Origin of the sequence: Pseudomonas sp. LFS044, assembly GCF_047978245.1 — a bacterium.
Lineage (GTDB): Bacteria > Pseudomonadota > Gammaproteobacteria > Pseudomonadales > Pseudomonadaceae > Aquipseudomonas.
Genome location: NZ_JBFPFX010000027.1, coordinates 55,841 through 77,009, shown reverse-complemented (window position 1 = coordinate 77,009; position 21,169 = coordinate 55,841). Strand labels below are relative to the sequence as shown.

General features: G+C 56.9%; 31 protein-coding genes. All 31 read left to right on the top strand.

Annotation, left to right across the window (positions count from 1 at the left end):
* Positions 1–15 precede the first annotated feature (15 nt).
* The 31 genes from rpoC (at position 16) to rpsD (ending at position 21,148) form a co-directional block, all read left to right on the top strand.
* A complete protein-coding gene (gene rpoC / locus ACNQPL_RS20825; RefSeq protein ID WP_346614691.1) occupies positions 16–4,215 on the top strand; it encodes a DNA-directed RNA polymerase subunit beta' in 4,200 nt (1,399 codons plus the stop codon).
* Positions 4,216–4,426: 211 nt separating this feature from the next.
* Positions 4,427–4,798, top strand: a complete 372-nt coding sequence (gene rpsL, locus ACNQPL_RS20820; RefSeq protein WP_003255492.1) for a 30S ribosomal protein S12 — start codon at positions 4,427–4,429, stop codon at positions 4,796–4,798.
* 106 nt (positions 4,799–4,904) lie between these two features.
* Complete coding sequence (gene rpsG / locus ACNQPL_RS20815) at positions 4,905–5,375, top strand: 30S ribosomal protein S7 (RefSeq protein ID WP_003246741.1); 471 nt, start codon at positions 4,905–4,907, stop codon at positions 5,373–5,375.
* A gap of 30 nt (positions 5,376–5,405) precedes the next feature.
* Positions 5,406–7,550 carry an elongation factor G gene (gene fusA / locus ACNQPL_RS20810; RefSeq protein WP_416467763.1) on the top strand — a complete coding sequence of 715 codons (2,145 nt, stop codon included), beginning with the start codon at positions 5,406–5,408 and terminating at the stop codon, positions 7,548–7,550.
* 27 nt (positions 7,551–7,577) lie between these two features.
* Complete coding sequence (gene tuf, locus ACNQPL_RS20805; protein WP_046857347.1) at positions 7,578–8,771, top strand: elongation factor Tu; 1,194 nt, start codon at positions 7,578–7,580, stop codon at positions 8,769–8,771.
* Between the two features lie 141 nt (positions 8,772–8,912).
* The gene (rpsJ, locus tag ACNQPL_RS20800) at positions 8,913–9,224 is read left to right on the top strand and encodes a 30S ribosomal protein S10 (RefSeq protein ID WP_003186070.1); all 312 of its coding nucleotides are present in this window, start codon (positions 8,913–8,915) and stop codon (positions 9,222–9,224) included.
* Between the two features lie 80 nt (positions 9,225–9,304).
* On the top strand, positions 9,305–9,940 hold the full coding sequence (rplC, locus tag ACNQPL_RS20795; RefSeq protein ID WP_012316519.1) for a 50S ribosomal protein L3: 636 nt from the start codon (positions 9,305–9,307) through the stop codon (positions 9,938–9,940).
* Between the two features lie 12 nt (positions 9,941–9,952).
* A complete protein-coding gene (rplD, locus tag ACNQPL_RS20790; RefSeq protein WP_086974835.1) occupies positions 9,953–10,555 on the top strand; it encodes a 50S ribosomal protein L4 in 603 nt (200 codons plus the stop codon).
* Positions 10,552–10,851 (top strand): 50S ribosomal protein L23, encoded by a 300-nt coding sequence (gene rplW, locus ACNQPL_RS20785; RefSeq protein ID WP_003255484.1) that lies wholly within the window; start codon positions 10,552–10,554, stop codon positions 10,849–10,851. The genes rplD and rplW overlap by 4 nt, the downstream gene beginning before the upstream one ends.
* A 14-nt stretch (positions 10,852–10,865) precedes the next feature.
* Positions 10,866–11,690 (top strand): 50S ribosomal protein L2, encoded by an 825-nt coding sequence (gene rplB, locus ACNQPL_RS20780; protein WP_346614689.1) that lies wholly within the window; start codon positions 10,866–10,868, stop codon positions 11,688–11,690.
* A 16-nt stretch (positions 11,691–11,706) separates the two neighbouring features.
* Positions 11,707–11,982 (top strand): 30S ribosomal protein S19, encoded by a 276-nt coding sequence (gene rpsS, locus ACNQPL_RS20775; RefSeq protein ID WP_003255482.1) that lies wholly within the window; start codon positions 11,707–11,709, stop codon positions 11,980–11,982.
* An 11-nt stretch (positions 11,983–11,993) separates the two neighbouring features.
* On the top strand, positions 11,994–12,326 hold the full coding sequence (rplV, locus tag ACNQPL_RS20770; RefSeq protein WP_003103908.1) for a 50S ribosomal protein L22: 333 nt from the start codon (positions 11,994–11,996) through the stop codon (positions 12,324–12,326).
* A gap of 13 nt (positions 12,327–12,339) precedes the next feature.
* Positions 12,340–13,026 carry a 30S ribosomal protein S3 gene (gene rpsC / locus ACNQPL_RS20765; protein ID WP_003255481.1) on the top strand — a complete coding sequence of 229 codons (687 nt, stop codon included), beginning with the start codon at positions 12,340–12,342 and terminating at the stop codon, positions 13,024–13,026.
* 12 nt (positions 13,027–13,038) lie between these two features.
* Positions 13,039–13,452, top strand: coding sequence for a 50S ribosomal protein L16 (gene rplP / locus ACNQPL_RS20760; protein ID WP_003255479.1), 414 nt, complete (start codon positions 13,039–13,041; stop codon positions 13,450–13,452).
* A complete protein-coding gene (gene rpmC, locus ACNQPL_RS20755) occupies positions 13,452–13,643 on the top strand; it encodes a 50S ribosomal protein L29 (RefSeq protein WP_002555481.1) in 192 nt (63 codons plus the stop codon). Before rplP ends, rpmC begins: the two co-directional genes overlap by 1 nt.
* A gap of 2 nt (positions 13,644–13,645) precedes the next feature.
* Positions 13,646–13,912: a 30S ribosomal protein S17 gene (gene rpsQ / locus ACNQPL_RS20750; protein ID WP_008089812.1), complete on the top strand. Its 267-nt coding sequence runs from the start codon at positions 13,646–13,648 to the stop codon at positions 13,910–13,912.
* Positions 13,913–13,935: 23 nt separating this feature from the next.
* Complete coding sequence (gene rplN, locus ACNQPL_RS20745; RefSeq protein ID WP_008089810.1) at positions 13,936–14,304, top strand: 50S ribosomal protein L14; 369 nt, start codon at positions 13,936–13,938, stop codon at positions 14,302–14,304.
* Between the two features lie 11 nt (positions 14,305–14,315).
* Positions 14,316–14,630 carry a 50S ribosomal protein L24 gene (gene rplX / locus ACNQPL_RS20740; protein ID WP_003255476.1) on the top strand — a complete coding sequence of 105 codons (315 nt, stop codon included), beginning with the start codon at positions 14,316–14,318 and terminating at the stop codon, positions 14,628–14,630.
* Between the two features lie 20 nt (positions 14,631–14,650).
* Positions 14,651–15,190 carry a 50S ribosomal protein L5 gene (gene rplE / locus ACNQPL_RS20735; protein ID WP_012316517.1) on the top strand — a complete coding sequence of 180 codons (540 nt, stop codon included), beginning with the start codon at positions 14,651–14,653 and terminating at the stop codon, positions 15,188–15,190.
* Between the two features lie 13 nt (positions 15,191–15,203).
* Positions 15,204–15,509 (top strand): 30S ribosomal protein S14, encoded by a 306-nt coding sequence (gene rpsN, locus ACNQPL_RS20730; RefSeq protein ID WP_008089807.1) that lies wholly within the window; start codon positions 15,204–15,206, stop codon positions 15,507–15,509.
* Between the two features lie 209 nt (positions 15,510–15,718).
* Entirely contained in the window at positions 15,719–16,111 is a 393-nt protein-coding gene (gene rpsH / locus ACNQPL_RS20725) for a 30S ribosomal protein S8 (protein ID WP_008089805.1), read from the top strand.
* Positions 16,112–16,123: 12 nt separating this feature from the next.
* A complete protein-coding gene (gene rplF / locus ACNQPL_RS20720; protein ID WP_009681972.1) occupies positions 16,124–16,657 on the top strand; it encodes a 50S ribosomal protein L6 in 534 nt (177 codons plus the stop codon).
* 10 nt (positions 16,658–16,667) lie between these two features.
* Positions 16,668–17,018 carry a 50S ribosomal protein L18 gene (gene rplR / locus ACNQPL_RS20715; RefSeq protein WP_008089801.1) on the top strand — a complete coding sequence of 117 codons (351 nt, stop codon included), beginning with the start codon at positions 16,668–16,670 and terminating at the stop codon, positions 17,016–17,018.
* A 3-nt stretch (positions 17,019–17,021) separates the two neighbouring features.
* Complete coding sequence (gene rpsE, locus ACNQPL_RS20710) at positions 17,022–17,522, top strand: 30S ribosomal protein S5 (RefSeq protein ID WP_003255465.1); 501 nt, start codon at positions 17,022–17,024, stop codon at positions 17,520–17,522.
* A 2-nt stretch (positions 17,523–17,524) separates the two neighbouring features.
* The gene (rpmD, locus tag ACNQPL_RS20705) at positions 17,525–17,701 is read left to right on the top strand and encodes a 50S ribosomal protein L30 (protein ID WP_008089798.1); all 177 of its coding nucleotides are present in this window, start codon (positions 17,525–17,527) and stop codon (positions 17,699–17,701) included.
* Positions 17,702–17,704: 3 nt separating this feature from the next.
* Complete coding sequence (gene rplO / locus ACNQPL_RS20700; protein WP_003255461.1) at positions 17,705–18,139, top strand: 50S ribosomal protein L15; 435 nt, start codon at positions 17,705–17,707, stop codon at positions 18,137–18,139.
* Positions 18,140–19,471: a preprotein translocase subunit SecY gene (gene secY, locus ACNQPL_RS20695; RefSeq protein WP_003255459.1), complete on the top strand. Its 1,332-nt coding sequence runs from the start codon at positions 18,140–18,142 to the stop codon at positions 19,469–19,471.
* Between the two features lie 28 nt (positions 19,472–19,499).
* Complete coding sequence (gene rpmJ, locus ACNQPL_RS20690; protein WP_002555468.1) at positions 19,500–19,616, top strand: 50S ribosomal protein L36; 117 nt, start codon at positions 19,500–19,502, stop codon at positions 19,614–19,616.
* 131 nt (positions 19,617–19,747) lie between these two features.
* Positions 19,748–20,104, top strand: a complete 357-nt coding sequence (gene rpsM / locus ACNQPL_RS20685; RefSeq protein ID WP_003255457.1) for a 30S ribosomal protein S13 — start codon at positions 19,748–19,750, stop codon at positions 20,102–20,104.
* Positions 20,105–20,122: 18 nt separating this feature from the next.
* A complete protein-coding gene (rpsK, locus tag ACNQPL_RS20680; RefSeq protein WP_003255454.1) occupies positions 20,123–20,512 on the top strand; it encodes a 30S ribosomal protein S11 in 390 nt (129 codons plus the stop codon).
* A 15-nt stretch (positions 20,513–20,527) separates the two neighbouring features.
* The gene (gene rpsD, locus ACNQPL_RS20675) at positions 20,528–21,148 is read left to right on the top strand and encodes a 30S ribosomal protein S4 (protein ID WP_079226347.1); all 621 of its coding nucleotides are present in this window, start codon (positions 20,528–20,530) and stop codon (positions 21,146–21,148) included.
* Positions 21,149–21,169: the final 21 nt, after the last annotated feature.

Below are 21,169 nucleotides of genomic sequence, written 5' to 3'. Positions count from 1 at the left end.
CCAGGAGGAAAGGCCTTGAAAGACCTACTGAATTTGCTGAAAAACCAGGGTCAAGTCGAAGAGTTCGACGCCATCCGCATCGGTCTGGCGTCGCCTGAAATGATCCGTTCGTGGTCGTTCGGTGAAGTTAAGAAGCCGGAAACCATCAACTACCGTACGTTCAAGCCTGAGCGTGACGGCCTGTTCTGCGCCAAGATCTTTGGCCCAGTCAAGGACTACGAGTGCCTGTGCGGCAAGTACAAGCGCCTCAAGCACCGCGGCGTGATCTGCGAGAAGTGCGGCGTTGAAGTTGCCCTGGCCAAGGTTCGTCGTGAGCGCATGGCGCACATCGAACTGGCCTCGCCGGTTGCCCACATCTGGTTCCTGAAGTCGCTGCCGTCCCGTATCGGCCTGCTGATGGACATGACCCTGCGTGATATCGAGCGCGTGCTCTACTTCGAGAGCTACGTCGTTATCGACCCGGGCATGACCACCCTCGAGAAGGGTCAGCTGCTGAACGACGAGCAGTATTTCGAAGCGCTGGAAGAGTTCGGTGACGACTTCGACGCCCGCATGGGTGCCGAGGCTGTTCGCGAGCTGCTGCACGCTATCGACCTGGAGCACGAGATCGGCCGCCTGCGCGAAGAAATTCCGCAGACCAACTCGGAAACCAAGATCAAGAAGCTGTCCAAGCGCCTGAAGCTGATGGAAGCTTTCCAGGGCTCGGGCAACCTGCCTGAGTGGATGGTCCTGACCGTCCTGCCAGTACTGCCGCCGGACCTGCGTCCGCTGGTACCGCTGGATGGCGGCCGCTTCGCGACCTCCGACCTGAACGACCTGTATCGTCGGGTGATCAACCGTAACAACCGTCTGAAGCGCCTGCTCGATCTGTCCGCGCCTGACATCATCGTGCGCAACGAAAAGCGCATGTTGCAGGAAGCGGTCGACGCCCTGCTGGACAACGGCCGTCGCGGTCGCGCCATCACTGGCTCGAACAAGCGTCCGCTGAAGTCCCTGGCCGACATGATCAAAGGTAAGCAAGGTCGCTTCCGTCAGAACTTGCTCGGTAAGCGTGTTGACTACTCCGGTCGTTCGGTAATTACCGTAGGCCCGACCCTGCGTCTGCACCAGTGCGGTCTGCCGAAGAAGATGGCCCTCGAGCTGTTCAAGCCGTTCATTTTCGGCAAGCTGGAAATGCGTGGTCTGGCGACCACCATCAAAGCTGCCAAGAAGATGGTCGAGCGCGAGCTGCCAGAGGTTTGGGACGTTCTCGCCGAAGTGATTCGCGAACACCCCGTACTGCTCAACCGTGCACCAACCCTTCACCGTCTGGGTATCCAGGCGTTCGAGCCTGTGCTCATCGAAGGTAAGGCCATTCAGCTGCACCCGCTGGTCTGTGCCGCGTACAACGCCGACTTCGACGGTGACCAGATGGCCGTTCACGTGCCGCTGACCCTGGAAGCTCAGCTGGAAGCGCGCGCGCTGATGATGTCGACCAACAACATTCTGTCGCCAGCCAACGGTGAGCCAATCATCGTTCCGTCGCAGGACGTTGTACTGGGTCTGTACTACATGACCCGTGAAGCCATCAACGCCAAGGGCGAAGGTCGCGTATTCGCCGACCTGCAGGAAGTCGATCGCGTATTCCGCGCCGGCGAAGCTGCGCTGCACGCGAAAATCAAGGTCCGTATCAACGAGACCGTGAACGACCGTGATGGCACCAGCACCAAGAACACCCGTATCGTCGACACCACTGTCGGCCGTGCGCTGCTGTTCCAGGTTGTACCGGCAGGCCTGCCGTACGATGTCGTCAACCAGCCGATGAAGAAAAAGGCGATCTCCAAGCTGATCAACCAGTGCTACCGCGTGGTTGGTCTGAAAGAGACCGTTATCTTCGCCGACCAGCTGATGTACACCGGTTTCGCTTACTCCACCATCTCTGGCGTGTCCATTGGTGTGAACGACTTTGTCATCCCGGATGAGAAAGCGCGCATCATCAACAGCGCTACCGATGAAGTGAAGGAAATCGAGAGCCAGTACGCCTCCGGCCTGGTAACCCAGGGCGAGAAGTACAACAAGGTCATCGACTTGTGGTCGAAGGCGAACGACGAAGTGTCCAAGGCGATGATGGCCAACCTCTCGAAAGAGAAGGTTATCGACCGCGAAGGCAAAGAAGTCGAGCAAGAGTCCTTCAACTCGATGTACATGATGGCTGACTCCGGTGCGCGGGGTTCCGCAGCCCAGATCCGTCAGCTGGCAGGTATGCGTGGCCTGATGGCCAAGCCGGACGGCTCGATCATCGAGACGCCGATTACCGCGAACTTCCGTGAAGGTCTGAGCGTACTGCAGTACTTCATCTCGACTCACGGTGCTCGTAAGGGTCTGGCGGATACCGCCTTGAAGACCGCTAACTCCGGTTACCTGACTCGTCGTCTGGTGGACGTCGCGCAAGACCTGGTTGTGACCGAGATCGACTGCGGCACCGACCAGGGTCTGCTGATGACGCCGCACATTGAAGGCGGTGACGTTGTAGAGCCGCTGGGTGAGCGTGTACTGGGCCGTGTCATCGCCCGTGACGTGTTCAAGCCAGGCACCGAGGACGTCATCGTTCCGGCCGGTACTCTGGTAGACGAGCAGTGGGTTGAGTTCATCGAGCTGAACAGCATCGACGAAGTGATCGTGCGTTCGCCGATCAACTGCGAAACCCGCTTCGGTATCTGCGCCAAGTGCTACGGTCGTGACCTGGCACGTGGTCACCAGGTGAACATCGGTGAAGCTGTCGGCGTAATCGCTGCACAGTCGATCGGTGAGCCGGGTACCCAGCTGACCATGCGTACGTTCCACATCGGTGGTGCTGCAAGCCGTACTTCGGCTGCCGACAGCGTCCAGGTGAAGAACGGCGGTATGGTCCGTCTGCACAACCTGAAGCAGGTCGAGCGTGCTGATGGCAACCTGGTTGCTGTATCGCGTTCCGGCGAGCTGGCCATTGCCGACGAGTTCGGTCGTGAGCGTGAGCGCTACAAGCTGCCTTACGGTGCCGTGATTTCGGTCAAGGAAGGTGACAAGGTCGAAGCTGGCGCCATCGTCGCCAAGTGGGACCCGCACACCCACCCGATCGTGACCGAGCTGAAAGGTACCGTGACCTTCGTGGGCATGGAAGAAAACATCACGATCAAGCGCCAGACCGACGAACTGACCGGCCTGACCAACATCGAAGTTCTGGACGTCAAGGATCGCCCTGCCGCTGGCAAGGAAATCCGTCCGGCAATCAAGATGGTCGACGCCAATGGCAAGGACCTTTACCTGCCAGGTACCGACGTACCGGCTCAGTACTTCCTGCCGGCAAACGCCCTGGTGGGTGTTGCTGACGGTGCACAGATCGGTGTTGGTGACGTTATCGCGCGTATCCCGCAAGAAACGTCCAAGACCCGTGACATCACCGGTGGTCTGCCACGCGTTGCCGACCTGTTCGAAGCGCGCCGTCCGAAAGAAGCCTCGATTCTGGCTGAAGTCAGCGGCACCATCGCATTCGGTAAGGAAACCAAGGGCAAGCGTCGCCTGGTCATTACTCCGACCGACGGCAGCGATCCGTACGAAGAGCTGATTCCGAAGTGGCGTCACCTGAACGTCTTCGAAGGCGAACAGGTAAACCGCGGCGAAGTTATCTCCGACGGCCCGAGCGATCCGCATGACATCCTGCGTTTGCTGGGTGTGAGTGCGCTGGCGAAGTACATCGTCAACGAGATCCAGGACGTTTACCGTCTGCAAGGCGTTAAGATCAACGACAAGCACATCGAGACCATCCTGCGTCAGATGCTGCGCAAGGTCGAGATCTCCGAGTCGGGCGATTCCAGCTTCATCAAGGGCGACCAGATGGAACTGACTCACGTACTGGTCGAGAACGAGCGTCTCGCCGGCGAAGACAAGTTCATCTCGAAGTTCACCCGTGTGCTGCTGGGTATCACCAAGGCCTCGCTGTCGACCGAGTCGTTCATCTCCGCGGCTTCCTTCCAGGAAACCACCCGCGTACTGACCGAAGCGGCCGTAACCGGCAAGCGCGATTACCTGCGCGGCCTGAAAGAAAACGTCGTCGTGGGTCGTCTGATCCCGGCGGGTACCGGTCTGGCCTACCACAGCGAGCGCAAGCGTCGCCGTGATGCCGACAAACCGCTGCGTGTAAGCGCCAGTGAGGTGGAAGCCGCACTGACCGAAGCGCTGAATTCCAGCGGTAACTAAGTACAGGGCAGGGCCCCGGCAAGCCCCGAACGGCTATCGATGACATGAATTGTTGCCGATGACCGGGCGGGGAGGGCCGGGGCCTCGTCTTGACTGGGTGCAAGATCCTCCGTAGACTTTTGTACCCTTAAATTTGGTGAGGCTCCGTCTCGCCAATTTTTGGCTTTCTTGCAAGACAATAGAGTCGCAAGACAATCAGTGGAGCTAGTAGATGGCAACTATCAACCAGCTGGTACGTCAGCCGCGTAAGCGTTCGGTCGAGAAGTCCGACGTTCCTGCGCTGCAGAACTGCCCGCAACGTCGTGGCGTGTGCACCCGCGTGTACACCACCACGCCGAAAAAACCTAACTCGGCACTGCGTAAAGTATGCCGTGTGCGTCTGACCAACGGTTTCGAGGTTTCCTCGTACATCGGCGGTGAAGGCCACAACCTGCAAGAGCACAGCGTCGTCCTGATCCGTGGCGGCCGTGTAAAAGACTTGCCAGGTGTTCGTTACCACACCGTTCGCGGCTCTCTGGATACTTCGGGCGTCAAAGGCCGTAACCAGGGTCGTTCGAAGTACGGTACCAAGCGTCCGAAGTAATCGGCCGTTTGCACACATCCATTTTTTTGAGTCGATAAGAGTAAGGTCGGGCAGGGGTCGAAGACCCACGTCCCGGGCTAACCTGAAGACCGTTTGAGGGCTTATCATGCCAAGACGTCGTGTAGCAGCAAAACGTGAGATTCTGGACGATCCTAAATACGGATCCCAAATCCTCGCCAAGTTCATGAACCACGTGATGGAAAGCGGCAAGAAGGCTGTAGCCGAGCGCATCGTTTACGGTGCCCTGGATACCGTCAAAGCACGCAAGAACAGCGACCCCCTGGAAATCTTCGAGAAAGCTCTCGACGCCATCGCTCCGCTGGTCGAAGTAAAGTCCCGCCGTGTCGGCGGTGCCACTTACCAGGTCCCGGTTGAAGTTCGTCCATCCCGTCGTAATGCTCTGGCAATGCGCTGGCTCGTAGACTACGCCCGCAAGCGCGGCGAGAAGTCGATGGCTCTGCGCCTGGCTGGCGAACTGCTGGATGCTGCCGAAGGCAAGGGTGCTGCAGTCAAGAAGCGTGAAGACGTTCACCGTATGGCCGAAGCCAACAAAGCGTTCTCGCACTACCGCTTCTAATTCAAGCATCAATCATTTTGCGAGGGCTTTATGGCTCGTACTACAGCTATTAACCGCTACCGTAACATTGGTATCTGTGCCCACGTTGACGCGGGCAAGACCACCACTACCGAGCGGATCCTGTTCTACACAGGTCTGAGCCACAAGATGGGCGAGGTGCATGACGGCGCCGCGACCACCGACTGGATGGTGCAGGAGCAGGAGCGGGGTATCACCATTACCTCCGCTGCCGTTACCACCTTCTGGAAAGGTTCTGTTGGTCAGTATGACAACTACCGTGTAAACGTCATCGATACCCCCGGCCACGTTGACTTCACCATTGAAGTAGAGCGTTCGCTGCGTGTACTCGACGGCGCGGTCGTTGTGTTCTGCGGTACCTCCGGCGTTGAGCCTCAGTCCGAAACCGTATGGCGTCAAGCCAACAAGTACGGCGTTCCACGTGTTGTCTACGTGAACAAGATGGACCGTGCCGGTGCAAACTTCCTGCGCGTCATTGGTCAGATCAAGAACCGTCTGGGTCACACCCCGGTTCCGGTTCAGCTGGCCATCGGTTCGGAAGATAACTTCCAGGGTCAGGTTGACCTGATCAAGATGAAGGCTATCTACTGGAACGACGACGACAAAGGCACCACTTATCGCGAGGAAGAAATTCCTGCCGATATGCTGGAGCTGGCTCAAGAGTGGCGCTCCAACATGGTTGAAGCGGCTGCCGAGTCCAGCGAAGAGCTGATGAACAAGTACCTGGAAGGCGAAGAGCTGACCGTCGAAGAGATCAAAGCCGGTCTGCGTGCTCGCACCCTGGCCAGCGAAATCGTACCGGCCGTCTGCGGTTCGTCGTTCAAGAACAAGGGCGTTCCCCTGGTTCTCGACGCCGTCATCGACTACCTGCCTGCTCCGACCGAGATTCCTGCCATCCAGGGTATCAACCCGGATGACAAGGAGCTGGACAAAGAAGATCCGGCTGTTCGTAAAGACGAGCGTCACGCAGACGACAACGAGCCGTTCTCGGCTCTGGCCTTCAAGATCGCGACCGACCCGTTCGTAGGTACTCTGACCTTCGTTCGCGTCTACTCGGGTGTTCTGAAGTCCGGTGACTCCGTGATCAACTCGGTCAAGGGCAAGAAAGAGCGCGTTGGTCGTATGGTGCAGATGCACGCCAACCAGCGTGAAGAGATCAAGGAAGTGCTCGCTGGCGACATCGCGGCGCTGATCGGCATGAAAGATGTGACCACCGGTGAAACCCTGTGCGACATCGACAAGCCAATCATTCTTGAGCGTATGGACTTCCCTGAGCCGGTAATTTCGCTCTCCGTCGAGCCGAAAACCAAGGCTGACCAGGAGAAGATGGGTATCGCTCTGGGCAAGCTGGCCCAGGAAGACCCGTCGTTCCGCGTCAAGACCGACGAAGAGACTGGCCAGACCATCATCTCGGGCATGGGTGAGCTGCACCTGGACATCCTCGTTGACCGCATGAAGCGCGAGTTCAACGTCGAAGCCAACATCGGTAAGCCTCAGGTTTCGTACCGCGAGAAGATCACCAAGTCCAACGTCGAGATCGAAGGCAAGTTCGTTCGTCAGTCGGGTGGTCGTGGTCAGTTCGGTCACTGCTGGATCCGCTTCTCGGAGCCAGATCAGGACGAGAAAGGCAACATCACCGAAGGTCTGGTGTTCTCCAACGAAGTCGTTGGTGGCGTGATTCCTAAGGAATTCATCGCACCGATCCAGAAGGGTATCGAAGAGCAGATGAAGAACGGCGTTGTTGCCGGCTATCCTCTGATCGGCCTCAAGGCCGCGGTATTCGACGGTTCGTACCACGACGTCGACTCCAACGAAATGGCGTTCAAAATCGCTGCTTCGATGGCAACCAAGCAACTGGCCCAGAAGGGCGGTGGCGTGGTCCTCGAGCCGATCATGAAGGTCGAAGTTGTAACCCCGGAAGACTACCTGGGTGACGTGATGGGTGACCTGAACCGTCGTCGTGGTCTGGTCCAGGGTATGGATGAGTCGGTCTCCGGCCGCGTCGTCCGTGCTGAAGTACCGCTCGGAGAGATGTTCGGTTATGCGACCGACGTTCGTTCCATGTCTCAGGGTCGCGCAAGCTACTCCATGGAATTCTCCAAATACGCCGAAGCTCCGTCGAACATCGTCGAAGCACTCGTTAAAAAACAAGGCTAATCCCCTTTAGGCAAGAGGTTCACTGTCGTGGCTAAAGAAAAATTTGATCGTTCCCTTCCCCACGTTAACGTCGGCACTATCGGCCACGTTGACCACGGTAAGACCACTCTGACCGCAGCTCTGACTCGCGTTTGCTCCGAAGTTTTCGGTTCGGCAATCGTTGAGTTCGACAAGATCGACTCGGCTCCGGAAGAAAAAGCGCGCGGTATCACCATCAACACCGCTCACGTTGAGTACAACTCGACCATTCGTCACTACGCTCACGTTGACTGCCCAGGTCACGCTGACTACGTGAAGAACATGATCACCGGTGCTGCCCAGATGGACGGCGCGATCCTGGTTTGCTCGGCCGCCGATGGTCCGATGCCACAAACCCGTGAGCACATCCTGCTGTCCCGTCAGGTAGGCGTTCCGTACATCGTGGTCTTCCTGAACAAGGCTGACCTGGTAGACGACGCTGAGCTGCTGGAACTGGTCGAGATGGAAGTTCGCGACCTGCTGTCCACCTACGACTTCCCAGGCGACGACACTCCGATCATCATCGGTTCCGCTCGTATGGCCCTGGAAGGCAAAGACGACAACGAAATGGGCACTACCGCTGTCAAGAAGCTGGTAGAGACTCTGGACAGCTACATTCCTGAGCCAGTTCGTGCCATCGACCAGCCGTTCCTGATGCCGATCGAAGACGTGTTCTCGATTTCGGGTCGTGGTACCGTTGTTACCGGCCGTATCGAGCGTGGTATCGTCCGCGTTCAAGACGCCCTGGAAATCGTTGGTCTGCGTGACACCACCACCACCACCTGCACCGGTGTTGAGATGTTCCGCAAGCTGCTGGACGAAGGCCGTGCTGGCGAGAACTGCGGCGTTCTGCTGCGTGGTACCAAGCGTGACGACGTTGAGCGTGGCCAGGTTCTGGTCAAGCCAGGTTCGGTCAAGCCGCACACCAAGTTCACCGCAGAAGTCTACGTTCTGTCGAAGGAAGAAGGCGGCCGTCACACTCCGTTCTTCAAAGGCTACCGTCCTCAGTTCTACTTCCGTACCACTGACGTGACCGGTAACTGCGAACTGCCGGAAGGCGTTGAAATGGTAATGCCAGGTGACAACATTCAGATGACTGTTACCCTGATCAAGACCATCGCAATGGAAGACGGTCTGCGCTTCGCTATCCGTGAAGGCGGTCGTACCGTCGGCGCCGGCGTCGTAGCCAAAATCATCGAGTAATCACTCGACCGATTGAAAAAACCCCCGCTCAGCGGGGGTTTTTTTTATTGGGTTGACACTAAATTGGGGCGTCTATAGAATCACGCCTCCTTTTAGCGGGCGTAGTGCGTCCGTTGGGAACAGCCTGGAGTCTGAAATCCAATGCAAAATCAGCAAATCCGTATCAGGTTGAAGGCTTTCGACCATCGCCTGATCGACCAATCCACCCAGGAAATCGTGGAAACCGCGAAACGTACTGGTGCACAAGTGCGTGGTCCAATTCCACTGCCTACCCGCAAAGAGCGTTTCACCGTTCTGGTTTCCCCGCACGTCAACAAAGACGCGCGTGACCAGTACGAGATCCGCACTCATAAGCGTGTTCTGGACATCGTCCAGCCAACGGATAAAACCGTTGACGCGCTGATGAAGCTTGATCTGGCGGCAGGTGTGGAAGTGCAGATCAGCCTCGGCTAAGACTTCGGTCTTAACCGTGTAACGCTCTGAAATGGGCGGCCATAGCGGGTGAAAGCCCCGTACACTCATGAGGTTACAACATGACTATTGGTGTAGTCGGTCGCAAGTGCGGTATGACCCGCATTTTCACCGAAGAAGGTGTCTCCATTCCGGTCACGGTCATTGAGATCGAGCCGAATCGTGTCACCCAGTTCAAAACCGAAGAAACCGATGGCTACCGTGCAGTGCAAGTCACTGTCGGCGAGCGTCGTGCTTCGCGTGTGACTGCCGCTCAGGCAGGTCACTTCGCCAAGGCCAACGTTGCCGCTGGTCGCGGTGTCTGGGAGTTCCGTCTTGAAGAAGGCGAGTTCCAGGCTGGCGACTCGATCAAAGCTGAACTCTTCACTGCAGGCCAGCTGGTAGACGTTACTGGTCAGTCCAAAGGTAAAGGCTTCGCCGGTACCATCAAGCGCTGGAACTTCCGTGGCCAGGACAACACCCACGGTAACTCCGTGTCGCACCGTGTCCCAGGCTCCATCGGCCAGTGCCAGACTCCTGGTCGTGTGTTCAAGGGCAAGAAAATGTCCGGTCACATGGGCGCCGAGCGCGTGACTGTTCAGTCCCTGGAAGTAGTTCGCGTAGACGCTGAGCGCAACCTGCTGCTCGTCAAGGGTGCCGTTCCTGGCGCTACTGGCGGCGACGTGGTTGTACGTCCGGCTGTCAAGGCTCGCGGTTAAGGGGAAACTGACATGCAACTTAATGTAAATGACGCTCAGGCGATCGAAGTTTCCGAACTGACTTTCGGTGGCGAATTCAACGAGACGCTGGTACACCAAGCAGTCGTGGCCTACATGGCCGGCGGCCGTCAGGGCACCAAGCAGCAAAAGACCCGTTCCGACGTGGCTGGTGGCGGTAAGCGCCCATGGCGTCAGAAGGGTACTGGCCGTGCTCGTGCTGGTACCACTCGTGGTCCGATCTGGCGTGGCGGTGGTGTAACCTTCGCAGCTCGTCCTCAAGATCACTCGCAGAAGCTCAACAAGAAGATGTACCGCGCAGCCCTGCGCTCCATCCTCGCTGAGCTGGTGCGCAGCGACCGTCTGGTCGTGGTTCAGGACTTCGCTGTTGAAGCACCGAAAACCAAAGATCTGCTGAACAAGCTGAACGGCATGGGTCTGACCGACGTTCTGATCGTTTCGGACGCTGTTGATCAGAACCTGTACCTGGCTGCTCGTAACCTGCCGCACGTCGATGTACGTGACGTTCAAGGTTCCGACCCGGTCAGTCTGATCGCATACGAGAAAGTGTTGATCACTGTCTCGGCCGTGAAGAAATTCGAGGAGCTGCTGGGATGAACCAGGAACGCGTATTCAAAGTCCTCCTTGGCCCGCACGTTTCCGAGAAGGCTACCGTTCTGGCTGAGAAAAAAGGCCAGTTCGTATTCAAGGTTGCTACTGATGCAACCAAGCTGGAAATCAAGAAAGCTGTCGAAGGCCTGTTCAACGTAAAAGTTGAAAACGTGTCGACCGTTAACGTTCTGGGTAAAACCAAGCGTACCGCACGTGGTCTGGGCAAGCGTAATGACTGGAAGAAGGCGATCGTCTCCCTTCAGCCAGGCCAAGATCTCGATTTCAGCAGCAGTGCTGAGTAAGGAAGGGGTGCATCATGGCAATCGTTAAATGCAAACCGACTTCCCCTGGCCGCCGTTTCGTGGTCAAGGTGGTCAACCAGGAGCTGCACAAAGGCGCTCCTCACGCACCGCTGCTCGAGAAGAAATCGAAGTCTGGTGGTCGTAACAACAATGGCCGCATTACCACTCGTCACGTTGGTGGTGGTCATAAGCAGCATTACCGTCTGGTCGACTTCCGTCGCAACGACAAAGATGGCATCCCAGCCACTGTCGAGCGTATCGAATACGATCCAAACCGTACTGCTCACATCGCCCTGCTGTGCTACGCAGACGGTGAGCGTCGCTACATCATCGCCCCTAAAGGCGTGAGCGCTGGCGACCAGCTGATCGCAGGTGCTCTGGCCCCAATCAAGGCCGGTAACTCCCTGCAGCTGCGCAACATCCCAGTAGGTAGCACCATTCACGGCGTCGAACTGAAGCCGGGTAAAGGTGCTCAGATCGCTCGTTCCGCTGGTGCTTCGGCTCAGCTGATCGCTCGTGACGGCGTCTACGTGACTCTGCGTCTGCGCTCCGGTGAGATGCGTAAAGTACTGGCTGAGTGCCGTGCGACCCTGGGCGAAGTCTCGAACTCCGAGCACAGCCTGCGCTCGCTGGGTAAAGCTGGTGCCAAACGCTGGCGCGGCGTTCGCCCAACCGTTCGTGGTGTTGCCATGAACCCGGTTGACCACCCGCATGGTGGTGGTGAAGGTCGTACCTCCGGTGGTCGTCATCCGGTATCGCCATGGGGCTTCCCAACCAAGGGTGCTAAAACCCGCGGTAATAAGCGTACCGACAACATGATCGTCCGTCGTCGCAAGTAACTAGAGGGATACGACAGTGCCACGTTCTCTGAAAAAAGGTCCTTTTATCGATCTTCACCTGTTGAAGAAGGTCGAAGTGGCGGTGGAGAAGAACGATCGCAAACCAGTTAAAACCTGGTCGCGTCGCTCGATGATCCTGCCACAAATGGTCGGTCTGACCATCGCGGTTCACAACGGTCGCCAGCATGTCCCAGTTCTCGTGAACGAAGACATGGTCGGCCACAAACTGGGCGAGTTCGCCGGTACCCGCACCTATCGCGGGCACGTGGCTGACAAGAAAGCCAAGCGTTAAGGGGTAAGGAAATGGAAGTAGCCGCTAAGTTGTCGGGCGCTCGCATCTCCGCCCAGAAAGCCCGCTTGGTCGCCGACCAGATCCGCGGGAAGAAGGTGGGCGAAGCGCTCAACCTGTTGGCCTTCAGCAGCAAAAAAGCCGCTGAAATCATGAAGAAAGTCCTCGAGTCGGCCGTTGCCAACGCCGAACACAACGAAGGCGCAGACGTTGATGACCTGAAGGTCTCCACCGTCTTCGTCAACGAAGGGCGTTCGCTGAAGCGCATCATGCCACGTGCCAAAGGCCGTGCTGATCGCATCGTCAAGCGGTCTTGCCATATCACTGTCAAGGTTGCGGACAAGTAACGGAGTCGATCAGATGGGTCAGAAAGTACATCCCACTGGCATTCGCCTGGGAATCGTCAAGGAGCACACCTCCGTCTGGTACGCAGACGGTGCTACTTACGCAGATTACCTGTTGAAGGATCTGAAAACGCGTGAGTACCTCCAAGACAAACTAAAAAGCGCGTCCGTAAGCCGTATCGATATTCATCGTCCGGCTCAAACTGCACGCATCACCATCCACACCGCTCGTCCCGGTATCGTTATCGGTAAGAAAGGTGAAGATGTCGAGAAGCTGCGTCAGGACCTGACCAAGCAGATGGGTGTGCCTGTGCACATCAACATCGAAGAGATCCGCAAGCCGGAACTCGACGCCATGCTGGTTGCGCAGAGCGTAGCTCAGCAGCTGGAACGCCGCGTAATGTTCCGTCGCGCCATGAAGCGCGCCGTACAGAACGCCATGCGTATTGGTGCCAAGGGCATCAAGATCCAGGTGAGCGGTCGTCTCGGCGGTGCTGAGATTGCTCGTACCGAGTGGTATCGCGAAGGTCGTGTGCCCCTGCACACCCTGCGTGCCGATATCGACTACAACACCTACGAAGCTCACACCACTTATGGTGTGATCGGTGTGAAGGTTTGGATCTTCAAAGGCGAAGTTATTGGTGGTCGCCAAGAAGAACTGAAACCACAAGCACCAGCGCCTCGTAAAAAAGCTGCTAAGTAAGGGGTACGCCAAATGTTGCAACCAAAGCGTACAAAATTCCGCAAGCAGATGACTGGCCACAACCGTGGTCTGGCACTGCGCGGTAGCAAAGTCAGCTTCGGCGAATTCGCCCTGAAAGCTGTTGCTCGCGGTCGCCTCACCGCCCGCCAGATCGAGTCGGCGCGTCGTGCTCTGACTCGTCACGTAAAACGTGGCGGCAAGATCTGGATCCGTGTCTTCCCGGACAAGCCGATCTCCAAGAAACCTCTCGAGGTTCGTATGGGTAAAGGTAAGGGCTCCGTGGAATACTGGGTTGCCCAGATCCAGCCAGGCAAAGTCCTGTACGAGATCGAGGGTGTTTCTGAAGAGCTGGCGCGCGAAGCTTTCGCCCTGGCTGCTGCAAAGCTGCCTCTCGCCACCTCCTTTGTTAAGCGGACGGTGATGTGATGAAAGCGAATGAACTTCGTGAAAAATCTGCACAGCAACTGAATGAGCAACTGCTCGGCTTGCTGCGCGACCAGTTCAATCTGCGTATGCAGAAAGCAACTGGCCAGTTGGGGCAGTCGCACCTGCTCTCGCAAGTTAAGCGTGACATCGCTCGCGTGAAAACTGTGCTTAACCAGCAGGCAGGTAAGTGATCATGGCTGAAGCTGAAAAAACCGTCCGTACGCTGACTGGCCGTGTCGTCAGCGACAAAATGGACAAGACCATCACCGTTCTGATCGAGCGTCGCGTAAAGCACCCGATCTACGGTAAATACGTTAAGCGTTCGACTAAGCTGCACGCGCACGACGAATCCAACCAGTGCAAAATCGGCGACAAGGTTTCCATCCGTGAAACCCGTCCGCTGGCCAAGACCAAGTCCTGGGCACTGGTTGAAGTCCTCGAACGCGCTGTTGAAGTCTAAGGGCTAGGGGTCGGAGAAATTTTATGATTCAGACTCAATCCATGCTCGATGTGGCCGATAACAGCGGCGCTCGTCGCGTCATGTGCATCAAGGTGCTCGGCGGTTCGCACCGTCGTTACGCCGGCATCGGTGACATCATCAAAGTAACCGTCAAGGAAGCAATTCCGCGCGGTAAGGTCAAAAAAGGCCAGGTGATGACTGCTGTTGTCGTCCGTACCCGTCACGGTGTACGTCGCGCTGACGGTTCCATCATTCGTTTCGACGGCAACGCTGCTGTTCTGCTGAACACCAAGCAAGAGCCGATCGGCACTCGCATCTTCGGGCCAGTGACCCGTGAACTTCGTACTGAGAAGTTCATGAAGATCGTCTCGCTCGCCCCTGAAGTGCTGTAAGGAGATCCGACATGCAAAAGATTCGTCGTGACGACGAGATCATCGTGATCGCCGGCAAAGACAAAGGTAAGCGCGGTAAGGTGCTGAAGGTTCTCGCTGACGACCGTCTGGTCATCGGTGGTGTGAACCTGGTCAAGCGTCATACCAAGCCTAACCCGATGGCGGGCGTTCAGGGCGGTATCGTCGAAAAAGAAGCGCCTCTGCACGCTTCCAACGTTGCCATTTTCAACGGCGAAACCAACAAGGCTGACCGCGTTGGTTTCAAAGTAGAAGACGGTAAGAAAATTCGTGTCTTCAAGTCGACCCAAAAAGCGGTTGATGCTTGAACACTGCTAGGTAGAAGACCATGGCACGACTGAAAGAGATTTACCGGAACGAAATCGCTCCTAAGCTTAAGGAAGAACTTAAGCTGTCGAACGTGATGGAAGTTCCGCGCGTTACCAAGATCACCCTGAACATGGGTCTGGGCGAAGCGATCGGCGACAAGAAAGTCATCGAGCACGCTGTTGCTGACCTGGAAAAGATCACCGGTCAAAAGCCGGTTGTGACTTTCGCTCGTAAATCCATCGCGGGCTTCAAAGTCCGTGAAGGATGGCCGATCGGCGTCAAGGTGACCCTGCGTCGCGAAAAAATGTACGAGTTCCTGGACCGCCTGCTGGCGATCTCCCTGCCTCGGGTCCGCGACTTCCGCGGCCTGAATGCCAAGTCCTTCGATGGTCGTGGCAACTACAGCATGGGCGTGAAAGAGCAGATCATCTTCCCGGAAATCGATTACGACAAGATCGATGCTCTGCGCGGTTTGGACATCACCCTGACCACCACTGCTCGTTCGGATGACGAAGGCCGCGCTCTGCTGCGTGCATTCAAATTCCCGTTCCGCAACTGATTGGAGTAGGAAAATGGCCAAGAAGAGCATGAAAAACCGCGAGCTGAAGCGTCAGCTCACGGTCGCCAAGTTCGCCAAAAAGCGTGCTGAGCTGAAAGCGACCATCGTCAACGTGAACGCCTCTCCTGAAGAGCGTTTCGCTGCCGTTGTCGCTCTGCAGAAGCAGCCACGTGATGCCAGCGCTGCGCGTCTGCGCAACCGTTGCCGCCTGACCGGTCGTCCTCACGGTGTATACCGTAAGTTCGGCCTGGGCCGTAACATGCTGCGTCAAGCGGCAATGCGTGGCGACGTACCAGGTCTGGTCAAGGCCTCCTGGTAATCGCTGCCGGTGTGATCCCGGTGGAAGGGGAGCAATCTTCCGACCGCCGGTGACCTCGCCAACAAACAAGCCCCTATATGGGGCTTGTTTCGTTTCTACCTTGTGTCTAGAATGACCGGCTCACCCGAGCCTGGGTTTTTTACCCTGCCTGCTTTGGTGGTTGTGATAGCCGCAAGGCTAATAATTCTTGTATCAGGAGCATCTAGCCCATGAGTATGCAGGACCCGTTAGCGGACATGCTAACTCGCATCCGTAATGCCCAGATGGCTGAAAAGTCCGTCGTAAGCATGCCTTCCTCCACGCTGAAGGTCGCGGTTGCCAAAGTTCTGAAAGACGAAGGTTACATCGCTGGCTACCAGGTTACTGGTGAAGCCAAGCCGTCCCTGTCGATCGAACTCAAGTACTTCGAAGGCCGTCCGGTCATCGAGGAACTGAAGCGTTCCAGCCGTCCTGGCCTGCGCCAGTACAAGTCCGTCACAGACCTGCCGAAAGTTCGTGGCGGCCTGGGCGTGTCTATCGTCTCCACCAACAAAGGTGTGATGACTGACCGCGCTGCGCGCGCTGCCGGTGTCGGCGGCGAAGTTCTGTGCACAGTGTTCTAAGGGGAGATAGGCATGTCTCGCGTCGCTAAGAACCCCGTTAAGCTGCCAGCTGGTGTCGAAGTCAAATTCGCCGGCCAACAGCTTTCGGTGAAGGGTGCCAAAGGCACTCTCGAACTGAACGTTCACTCGTCTGTTGAAGTTACCGAAGAGTCCGGCGAACTGCGTTTCGTCGCCCGCAACGGTGATCAGCAAGCTCGCGCCATGGCCGGTACTACCCGTGCTCTGGTCAACAACATGGTCCAAGGCGTAAGCCAAGGCTTCGAGCGCAAGCTCCAGCTGGTCGGTGTTGGTTACAAGGCACAGGCCAAAGGCACCGTCCTGAACCTGGCTCTGGGCTTCTCGCATCCAGTGGACTACGAACTGCCAGCCGGCATCACTGCTGAAACTCCCAGCCAAACCGACATCCTGATCAAGGGTATCGACAAGCAGCTGGTAGGTCAGGTGGCCGCTGAAATCCGCGACTTCCGTCCGCCAGAGCCTTACAAAGGTAAAGGTGTGCGTTACGCGGACGAAGTAGTCCGTCGTAAAGAAGCCAAGAAGAAGTAGGGCCTAGCAAATGACCGACAAAAAAGTTACTCGACTGCGTCGCGCTCGCAAAGCACGTCTCAAGATGCACGAACTCGAAGTCGTGCGCCTGTGCGTGTTCCGCTCCTCGCAGCACATCTACGCCCAGGTCATTTCGGCCGACGGCAGCAAGGTTCTGGCAAGCGCCTCGACCTTGGACAAAGACCTGCGTGATGGCGCCACCGGCAACATCGACGCGGCCACTAAGGTTGGCAAGCTGGTAGCTGAGCGTGCGAAAGCCGCCGGTGTATCTCAAGTTGCCTTTGACCGTTCCGGCTTCAAGTACCATGGCCGCGTCAAAGCGCTGGCTGATGCTGCTCGTGAAGGCGGGCTGGAGTTCTAAGTTATGGCAAATAACGATCAAAAGCGCGACGAAGGCTACATCGAGAAGCTGGTTCAAGTTAACCGCGTAGCTAAAACCGTTAAAGGCGGCCGTATCTTCACCTTCACCGCGTTGACCGTGGTTGGTGATGGTAAGGGTCGTGTCGGCTTCGGCCGTGGCAAATCGCGCGAAGTACCTGCCGCGATTCAGAAAGCCATGGAAGCTGCTCGTCGCAACATGATCCAGGTTGACCTGAAGGGCACCACCCTGCAGTACGCCACCAAGGCTGCCCACGGCGCCTCGAAGGTTTACATGCAGCCTGCCTCGGAAGGTACCGGTATCATCGCCGGCGGCGCTATGCGTGCTGTCCTGGAAGTTGCTGGTGTTCAGAACGTCCTGGCCAAGTGCTACGGTTCGACCAACCCAGTGAACGTGGTTTACGCCACCTTCAAGGGTCTGAAAGCCATGCAATCTCCTGAGTCCATTGCTGCCAAGCGCGGCAAGAGCGTTGAGGAGATCTTCTGATCATGGCAACCGTAAAAGTAACGCTGATCAAGAGCGTCTCGGGCCGTATTCCTAACCACAAGCTGTGCGTTAAAGGTCTGGGTCTGCGTCGCATCGGTCACACTGTAGAAGTCCAGGATACTCCCGAGAATCGCGGGATGATCAACAAGGCTTACTACATGCTGCGCGTCGAGGGTTAATCGATGAAACTCAATGATCTGAGTCCAGCGCCGGGTTCCCGTCGCGAAAAGCATCGTCCGGGTCGTGGTATCGGTAGCGGTCTGGGTAAGACCGGCGGCCGTGGCCACAAAGGTCAGACTTCCCGTTCGGGTGGTTCGATCGCTCCGGGCTTCGAAGGCGGTCAACAGCCGCTGCACCGTCGCCTGCCGAAATTCGGCTTCGTTTCCCTGAAGGCCATGGACCGCGCAGAAGTGCGTCTGTCCGAGCTGGCTAAAGTGGAAGGCGACGTGATCTCCGTGCAATCCCTGAAGGATGCCAACGTGATCAACCAGCACATTCAGCGTGTGAAAATCATGCTGTCTGGCGAAGTTACTCGCGCAGTCACCATCAAGGGCATCGCAGCCACCAAGGGTGCGCGTGCGGCTATCGAAGCAGCTGGCGGCAAATTCGAGGAATAAATGGCTAAGCAAGGTGCTCTCTCTTCGCTCGGTAAGGGCGGGATGTCGGAACTCTGGGCTCGTCTGCGCTTTCTGTTCATGGCGATCATCGTCTATCGGATAGGTGCGCATATCCCGGTTCCCGGCATCAATCCGGACCGTCTGGCGGATCTGTTTCGGCAGAATGAGGGGACCATTCTTAGCTTGTTCAACATGTTTTCCGGTGGCGCGCTCGAACGCATGAGCATCTTTGCACTGGGGATCATGCCGTACATCTCGGCATCGATCATCATGCAGCTGATGACAGCGGTCAGCCCGCAACTGGAGCAGTTGAAGAAGGAAGGTGAAGCTGGCCGTCGCAAGATCAGCCAGTACACCCGCTACGGCACCGTTATCCTGGCGCTGGTCCAAGCCATTGGCATGTCCATTGGCCTGGCCAACCAGGGCGTGGCGTTTTCTGCAGGCCTCGGCTTCCATGTCGTCGCCGTCTCCACCTTTGTGGCAGGCGCGATGTTCATGATGTGGCTGGGCGAGCAGATCACCGAGCGCGGTGTGGGCAACGGTATCTCGATGTTGATTTTCGCAGGTATCGTTGCCGGTCTTCCGAGAGCAATCGGGCAGTCTTTCGAGTCTGCGCGCACAGGCGATATCAACATTTTCGCCCTGGTCGCTATCGGTTTGCTGGCAGTAGCGATTATCGGTTTCGTGGTGTTCATTGAGCGTGGTCAGCGTCGTATCGCCGTTCACTACGCCAAGCGTCAGCAGGGCCGCAAGGTCTTCGCTGCGCAGACCAGCCACTTGCCGCTGAAAGTGAACATGGCGGGGGTTATCCCGGCCATTTTCGCGAGCAGCATTCTGCTGTTCCCGGCTTCGTTGGGTGCCTGGTTCGGTCAGTCCGAAGGTATGGGCTGGCTGCAGGACATCTCGCAGTCGATCGCTCCTGGTCAGCCGTTGAACATTCTGCTGTTTAGTGCAGGGATCATTTTCTTCTGCTTCTTCTACACAGCGTTGATGTTCAACCCGAAAGACGTAGCGGAAAACCTGAAGAAGTCCGGTGCCTTTATTCCGGGTATCCGTCCTGGTGAGCAGTCGGCGCGCTACATTGATGGCGTTCTGACCCGTTTGACCATGTTCGGTGCTCTATACATGATGGCCGTATGCCTTCTGCCCCAGTTCCTGGTGGTGGCAGCAAATGTGCCGTTCTACCTTGGCGGGACCTCGTTGCTGATTGTGGTAGTGGTTGTGATGGACTTCATGTCCCAAGTACAATCGCACCTCGTTTCGCACCAGTACGAATCCCTGATGAAGAAAGCCAACCTGAAAGGCTACGGTGGCAGCGGTTTGCTGCGCTGATACGCCCCTAAGGTTCGAGGAGTCGGTAATGAAAGTTCGTGCATCGGTGAAAAAGCTGTGCCGTAACTGCAAGATCATCCGTCGCGAAGGCGTCGTACGAGTGATCTGCAGCGCGGAACCGCGTCACAAACAGCGCCAAGGCTGAGTGTGATCTGCGTTTCAAACCCAGCAGCTAGTGTGCTGCTGGGTTGATTATTCGTTTCTACAGCGATATTATCTCGCGCCCTATTTCTTGGCTTCCGGGGCGTAGGTAGCTGTCAATTGGAGTCCCACTGAATGGCCCGTATTGCAGGCGTCAACATTCCAGATAACAAGCATACTGTTATCTCGCTGACCTACATCTATGGTGTCGGTCGCACAACTGCACAGAAGATCTGTGCAGACGCTGGCGTAAATCCAGCCGCAAAGATCAAGGATCTGAGCGACGAGCAAATCGAAACCCTGCGTGGCGAAGTTGCGAAGTTCACCACCGAAGGTGACCTGCGTCGTGACATCAACATGAAGATCAAGCGCTTGATGGACCTGGGTTGCTACCGCGGCCTGCGTCATCGTAAAGGTCTGCCGGTTCGCGGTCAGCGCACCAAGACCAACGCACGCACCCGTAAGGGCCCGCGTAAGCCGATCCGCAAGTAATCGCCCAGGAATATAGACATGGCAAAACCTGCTGCTCGTCCTCGTAAGAAAGTCAAAAAGACAGTGGTTGATGGCATCGCCCACATCCACGCTTCTTTCAACAACACCATCGTGACCATCACCGACCGTCAGGGCAATGCTTTGTCCTGGGCGACCTCCGGTGGTTCGGGTTTCCGTGGTTCGCGCAAATCCACCCCGTTCGCAGCACAGATCGCTGCTGAGCGTGCTGGTCAAGCTGCGCTGGAATACGGTCTGAAAAACCTCGACGTTAACGTCAAGGGTCCAGGTCCAGGTCGTGAGTCCGCCGTTCGTGCATTGAACAGCTGCGGGTACAAGATCGCCAGCATCACCGACGTGACGCCAATCCCGCATAACGGGTGCCGTCCGCCGAAGAAGCGCCGCGTGTAATCAGGAGACAGAAGAATGGCACGTTACATTGGTCCAAAATGCAAACTGTCTCGTCGTGAAGGCACTGACCTGTTCCTGAAGAGCGGCGTTCGCGCTCTGGAATCGAAGTGCAACATCGAAGCAGCCCCAGGTATCCACGGCCAGCGCCGTGGCCGTCAGTCCGACTACGGTACCCAGCTGCGCGAGAAACAAAAAGTCCGTCGTATCTACGGTGTTCTGGAGCGTCAGTTCCGCGGTTACTACCAAGCTGCTGCCTCGAAAAAAGGCGCAACCGGTGAGAACCTGCTGCAACTGCTCGAGTGCCGTCTGGATAACGTCGTTTACCGTATGGGCTTCGGTTCGACTCGTTCCGAGTCCCGTCAGCTGGTTTCGCACAAAGCGATCAGCGTCAACGGTAAGACTGTAAACATTCCATCCTACCAAGTTCGTCCGGGTGACGTGGTCGCGGTTCGCGAGAAGTCGCTGAGCCAGCTGCGCATTGTTCAAGCCCTTGAACTGTGCGCCCAGCGTGGCCGCGTTGAGTGGGTAGACGTTGATACTGCCAAGAAGTCGGGCGTTTTCAAGAACGTTCCTGCTCGCGGCGACCTGTCTGCCGACATCAACGAAAACCTGATTGTCGAGCTCTACTCCAAGTAAGGGCTAGAAAATAGGTGCATC

What these genes read in the sequence shown, in the direction of transcription:
- rpsL (WP_003255492.1), top strand. Translation starts at nt 4,427, where the DNA reads ATGGCAACTATCAACCAGCTGGTACGTCAGCCGCGTAAGCGTTCGGTC.
- rpsG (WP_003246741.1), top strand. Translation starts at nt 4,905, where the DNA reads ATGCCAAGACGTCGTGTAGCAGCAAAACGTGAGATTCTGGACGATCCT.
- fusA (WP_416467763.1), top strand. Translation starts at nt 5,406, where the DNA reads ATGGCTCGTACTACAGCTATTAACCGCTACCGTAACATTGGTATCTGT.
- rpsJ (WP_003186070.1), top strand. Translation starts at nt 8,913, where the DNA reads ATGCAAAATCAGCAAATCCGTATCAGGTTGAAGGCTTTCGACCATCGC.
- rplC (WP_012316519.1), top strand. Translation starts at nt 9,305, where the DNA reads ATGACTATTGGTGTAGTCGGTCGCAAGTGCGGTATGACCCGCATTTTC.
- rplD (WP_086974835.1), top strand. Translation starts at nt 9,953, where the DNA reads ATGCAACTTAATGTAAATGACGCTCAGGCGATCGAAGTTTCCGAACTG.
- rplW (WP_003255484.1), top strand. Translation starts at nt 10,552, where the DNA reads ATGAACCAGGAACGCGTATTCAAAGTCCTCCTTGGCCCGCACGTTTCC.
- rplB (WP_346614689.1), top strand. Translation starts at nt 10,866, where the DNA reads ATGGCAATCGTTAAATGCAAACCGACTTCCCCTGGCCGCCGTTTCGTG.
- rplV (WP_003103908.1), top strand. Translation starts at nt 11,994, where the DNA reads ATGGAAGTAGCCGCTAAGTTGTCGGGCGCTCGCATCTCCGCCCAGAAA.
- rpsC (WP_003255481.1), top strand. Translation starts at nt 12,340, where the DNA reads ATGGGTCAGAAAGTACATCCCACTGGCATTCGCCTGGGAATCGTCAAG.
- rplP (WP_003255479.1), top strand. Translation starts at nt 13,039, where the DNA reads ATGTTGCAACCAAAGCGTACAAAATTCCGCAAGCAGATGACTGGCCAC.
- rpmC (WP_002555481.1), top strand. Translation starts at nt 13,452, where the DNA reads ATGAAAGCGAATGAACTTCGTGAAAAATCTGCACAGCAACTGAATGAG.
- rpsQ (WP_008089812.1), top strand. Translation starts at nt 13,646, where the DNA reads ATGGCTGAAGCTGAAAAAACCGTCCGTACGCTGACTGGCCGTGTCGTC.
- rplN (WP_008089810.1), top strand. Translation starts at nt 13,936, where the DNA reads ATGATTCAGACTCAATCCATGCTCGATGTGGCCGATAACAGCGGCGCT.
- rplX (WP_003255476.1), top strand. Translation starts at nt 14,316, where the DNA reads ATGCAAAAGATTCGTCGTGACGACGAGATCATCGTGATCGCCGGCAAA.
- rplE (WP_012316517.1), top strand. Translation starts at nt 14,651, where the DNA reads ATGGCACGACTGAAAGAGATTTACCGGAACGAAATCGCTCCTAAGCTT.
- rpsN (WP_008089807.1), top strand. Translation starts at nt 15,204, where the DNA reads ATGGCCAAGAAGAGCATGAAAAACCGCGAGCTGAAGCGTCAGCTCACG.
- rpsH (WP_008089805.1), top strand. Translation starts at nt 15,719, where the DNA reads ATGAGTATGCAGGACCCGTTAGCGGACATGCTAACTCGCATCCGTAAT.
- rplF (WP_009681972.1), top strand. Translation starts at nt 16,124, where the DNA reads ATGTCTCGCGTCGCTAAGAACCCCGTTAAGCTGCCAGCTGGTGTCGAA.
- rplR (WP_008089801.1), top strand. Translation starts at nt 16,668, where the DNA reads ATGACCGACAAAAAAGTTACTCGACTGCGTCGCGCTCGCAAAGCACGT.
- rpsE (WP_003255465.1), top strand. Translation starts at nt 17,022, where the DNA reads ATGGCAAATAACGATCAAAAGCGCGACGAAGGCTACATCGAGAAGCTG.
- rpmD (WP_008089798.1), top strand. Translation starts at nt 17,525, where the DNA reads ATGGCAACCGTAAAAGTAACGCTGATCAAGAGCGTCTCGGGCCGTATT.
- rplO (WP_003255461.1), top strand. Translation starts at nt 17,705, where the DNA reads ATGAAACTCAATGATCTGAGTCCAGCGCCGGGTTCCCGTCGCGAAAAG.
- secY (WP_003255459.1), top strand. Translation starts at nt 18,140, where the DNA reads ATGGCTAAGCAAGGTGCTCTCTCTTCGCTCGGTAAGGGCGGGATGTCG.
- rpmJ (WP_002555468.1), top strand. Translation starts at nt 19,500, where the DNA reads ATGAAAGTTCGTGCATCGGTGAAAAAGCTGTGCCGTAACTGCAAGATC.
- rpsM (WP_003255457.1), top strand. Translation starts at nt 19,748, where the DNA reads ATGGCCCGTATTGCAGGCGTCAACATTCCAGATAACAAGCATACTGTT.
- rpsK (WP_003255454.1), top strand. Translation starts at nt 20,123, where the DNA reads ATGGCAAAACCTGCTGCTCGTCCTCGTAAGAAAGTCAAAAAGACAGTG.
- rpsD (WP_079226347.1), top strand. Translation starts at nt 20,528, where the DNA reads ATGGCACGTTACATTGGTCCAAAATGCAAACTGTCTCGTCGTGAAGGC.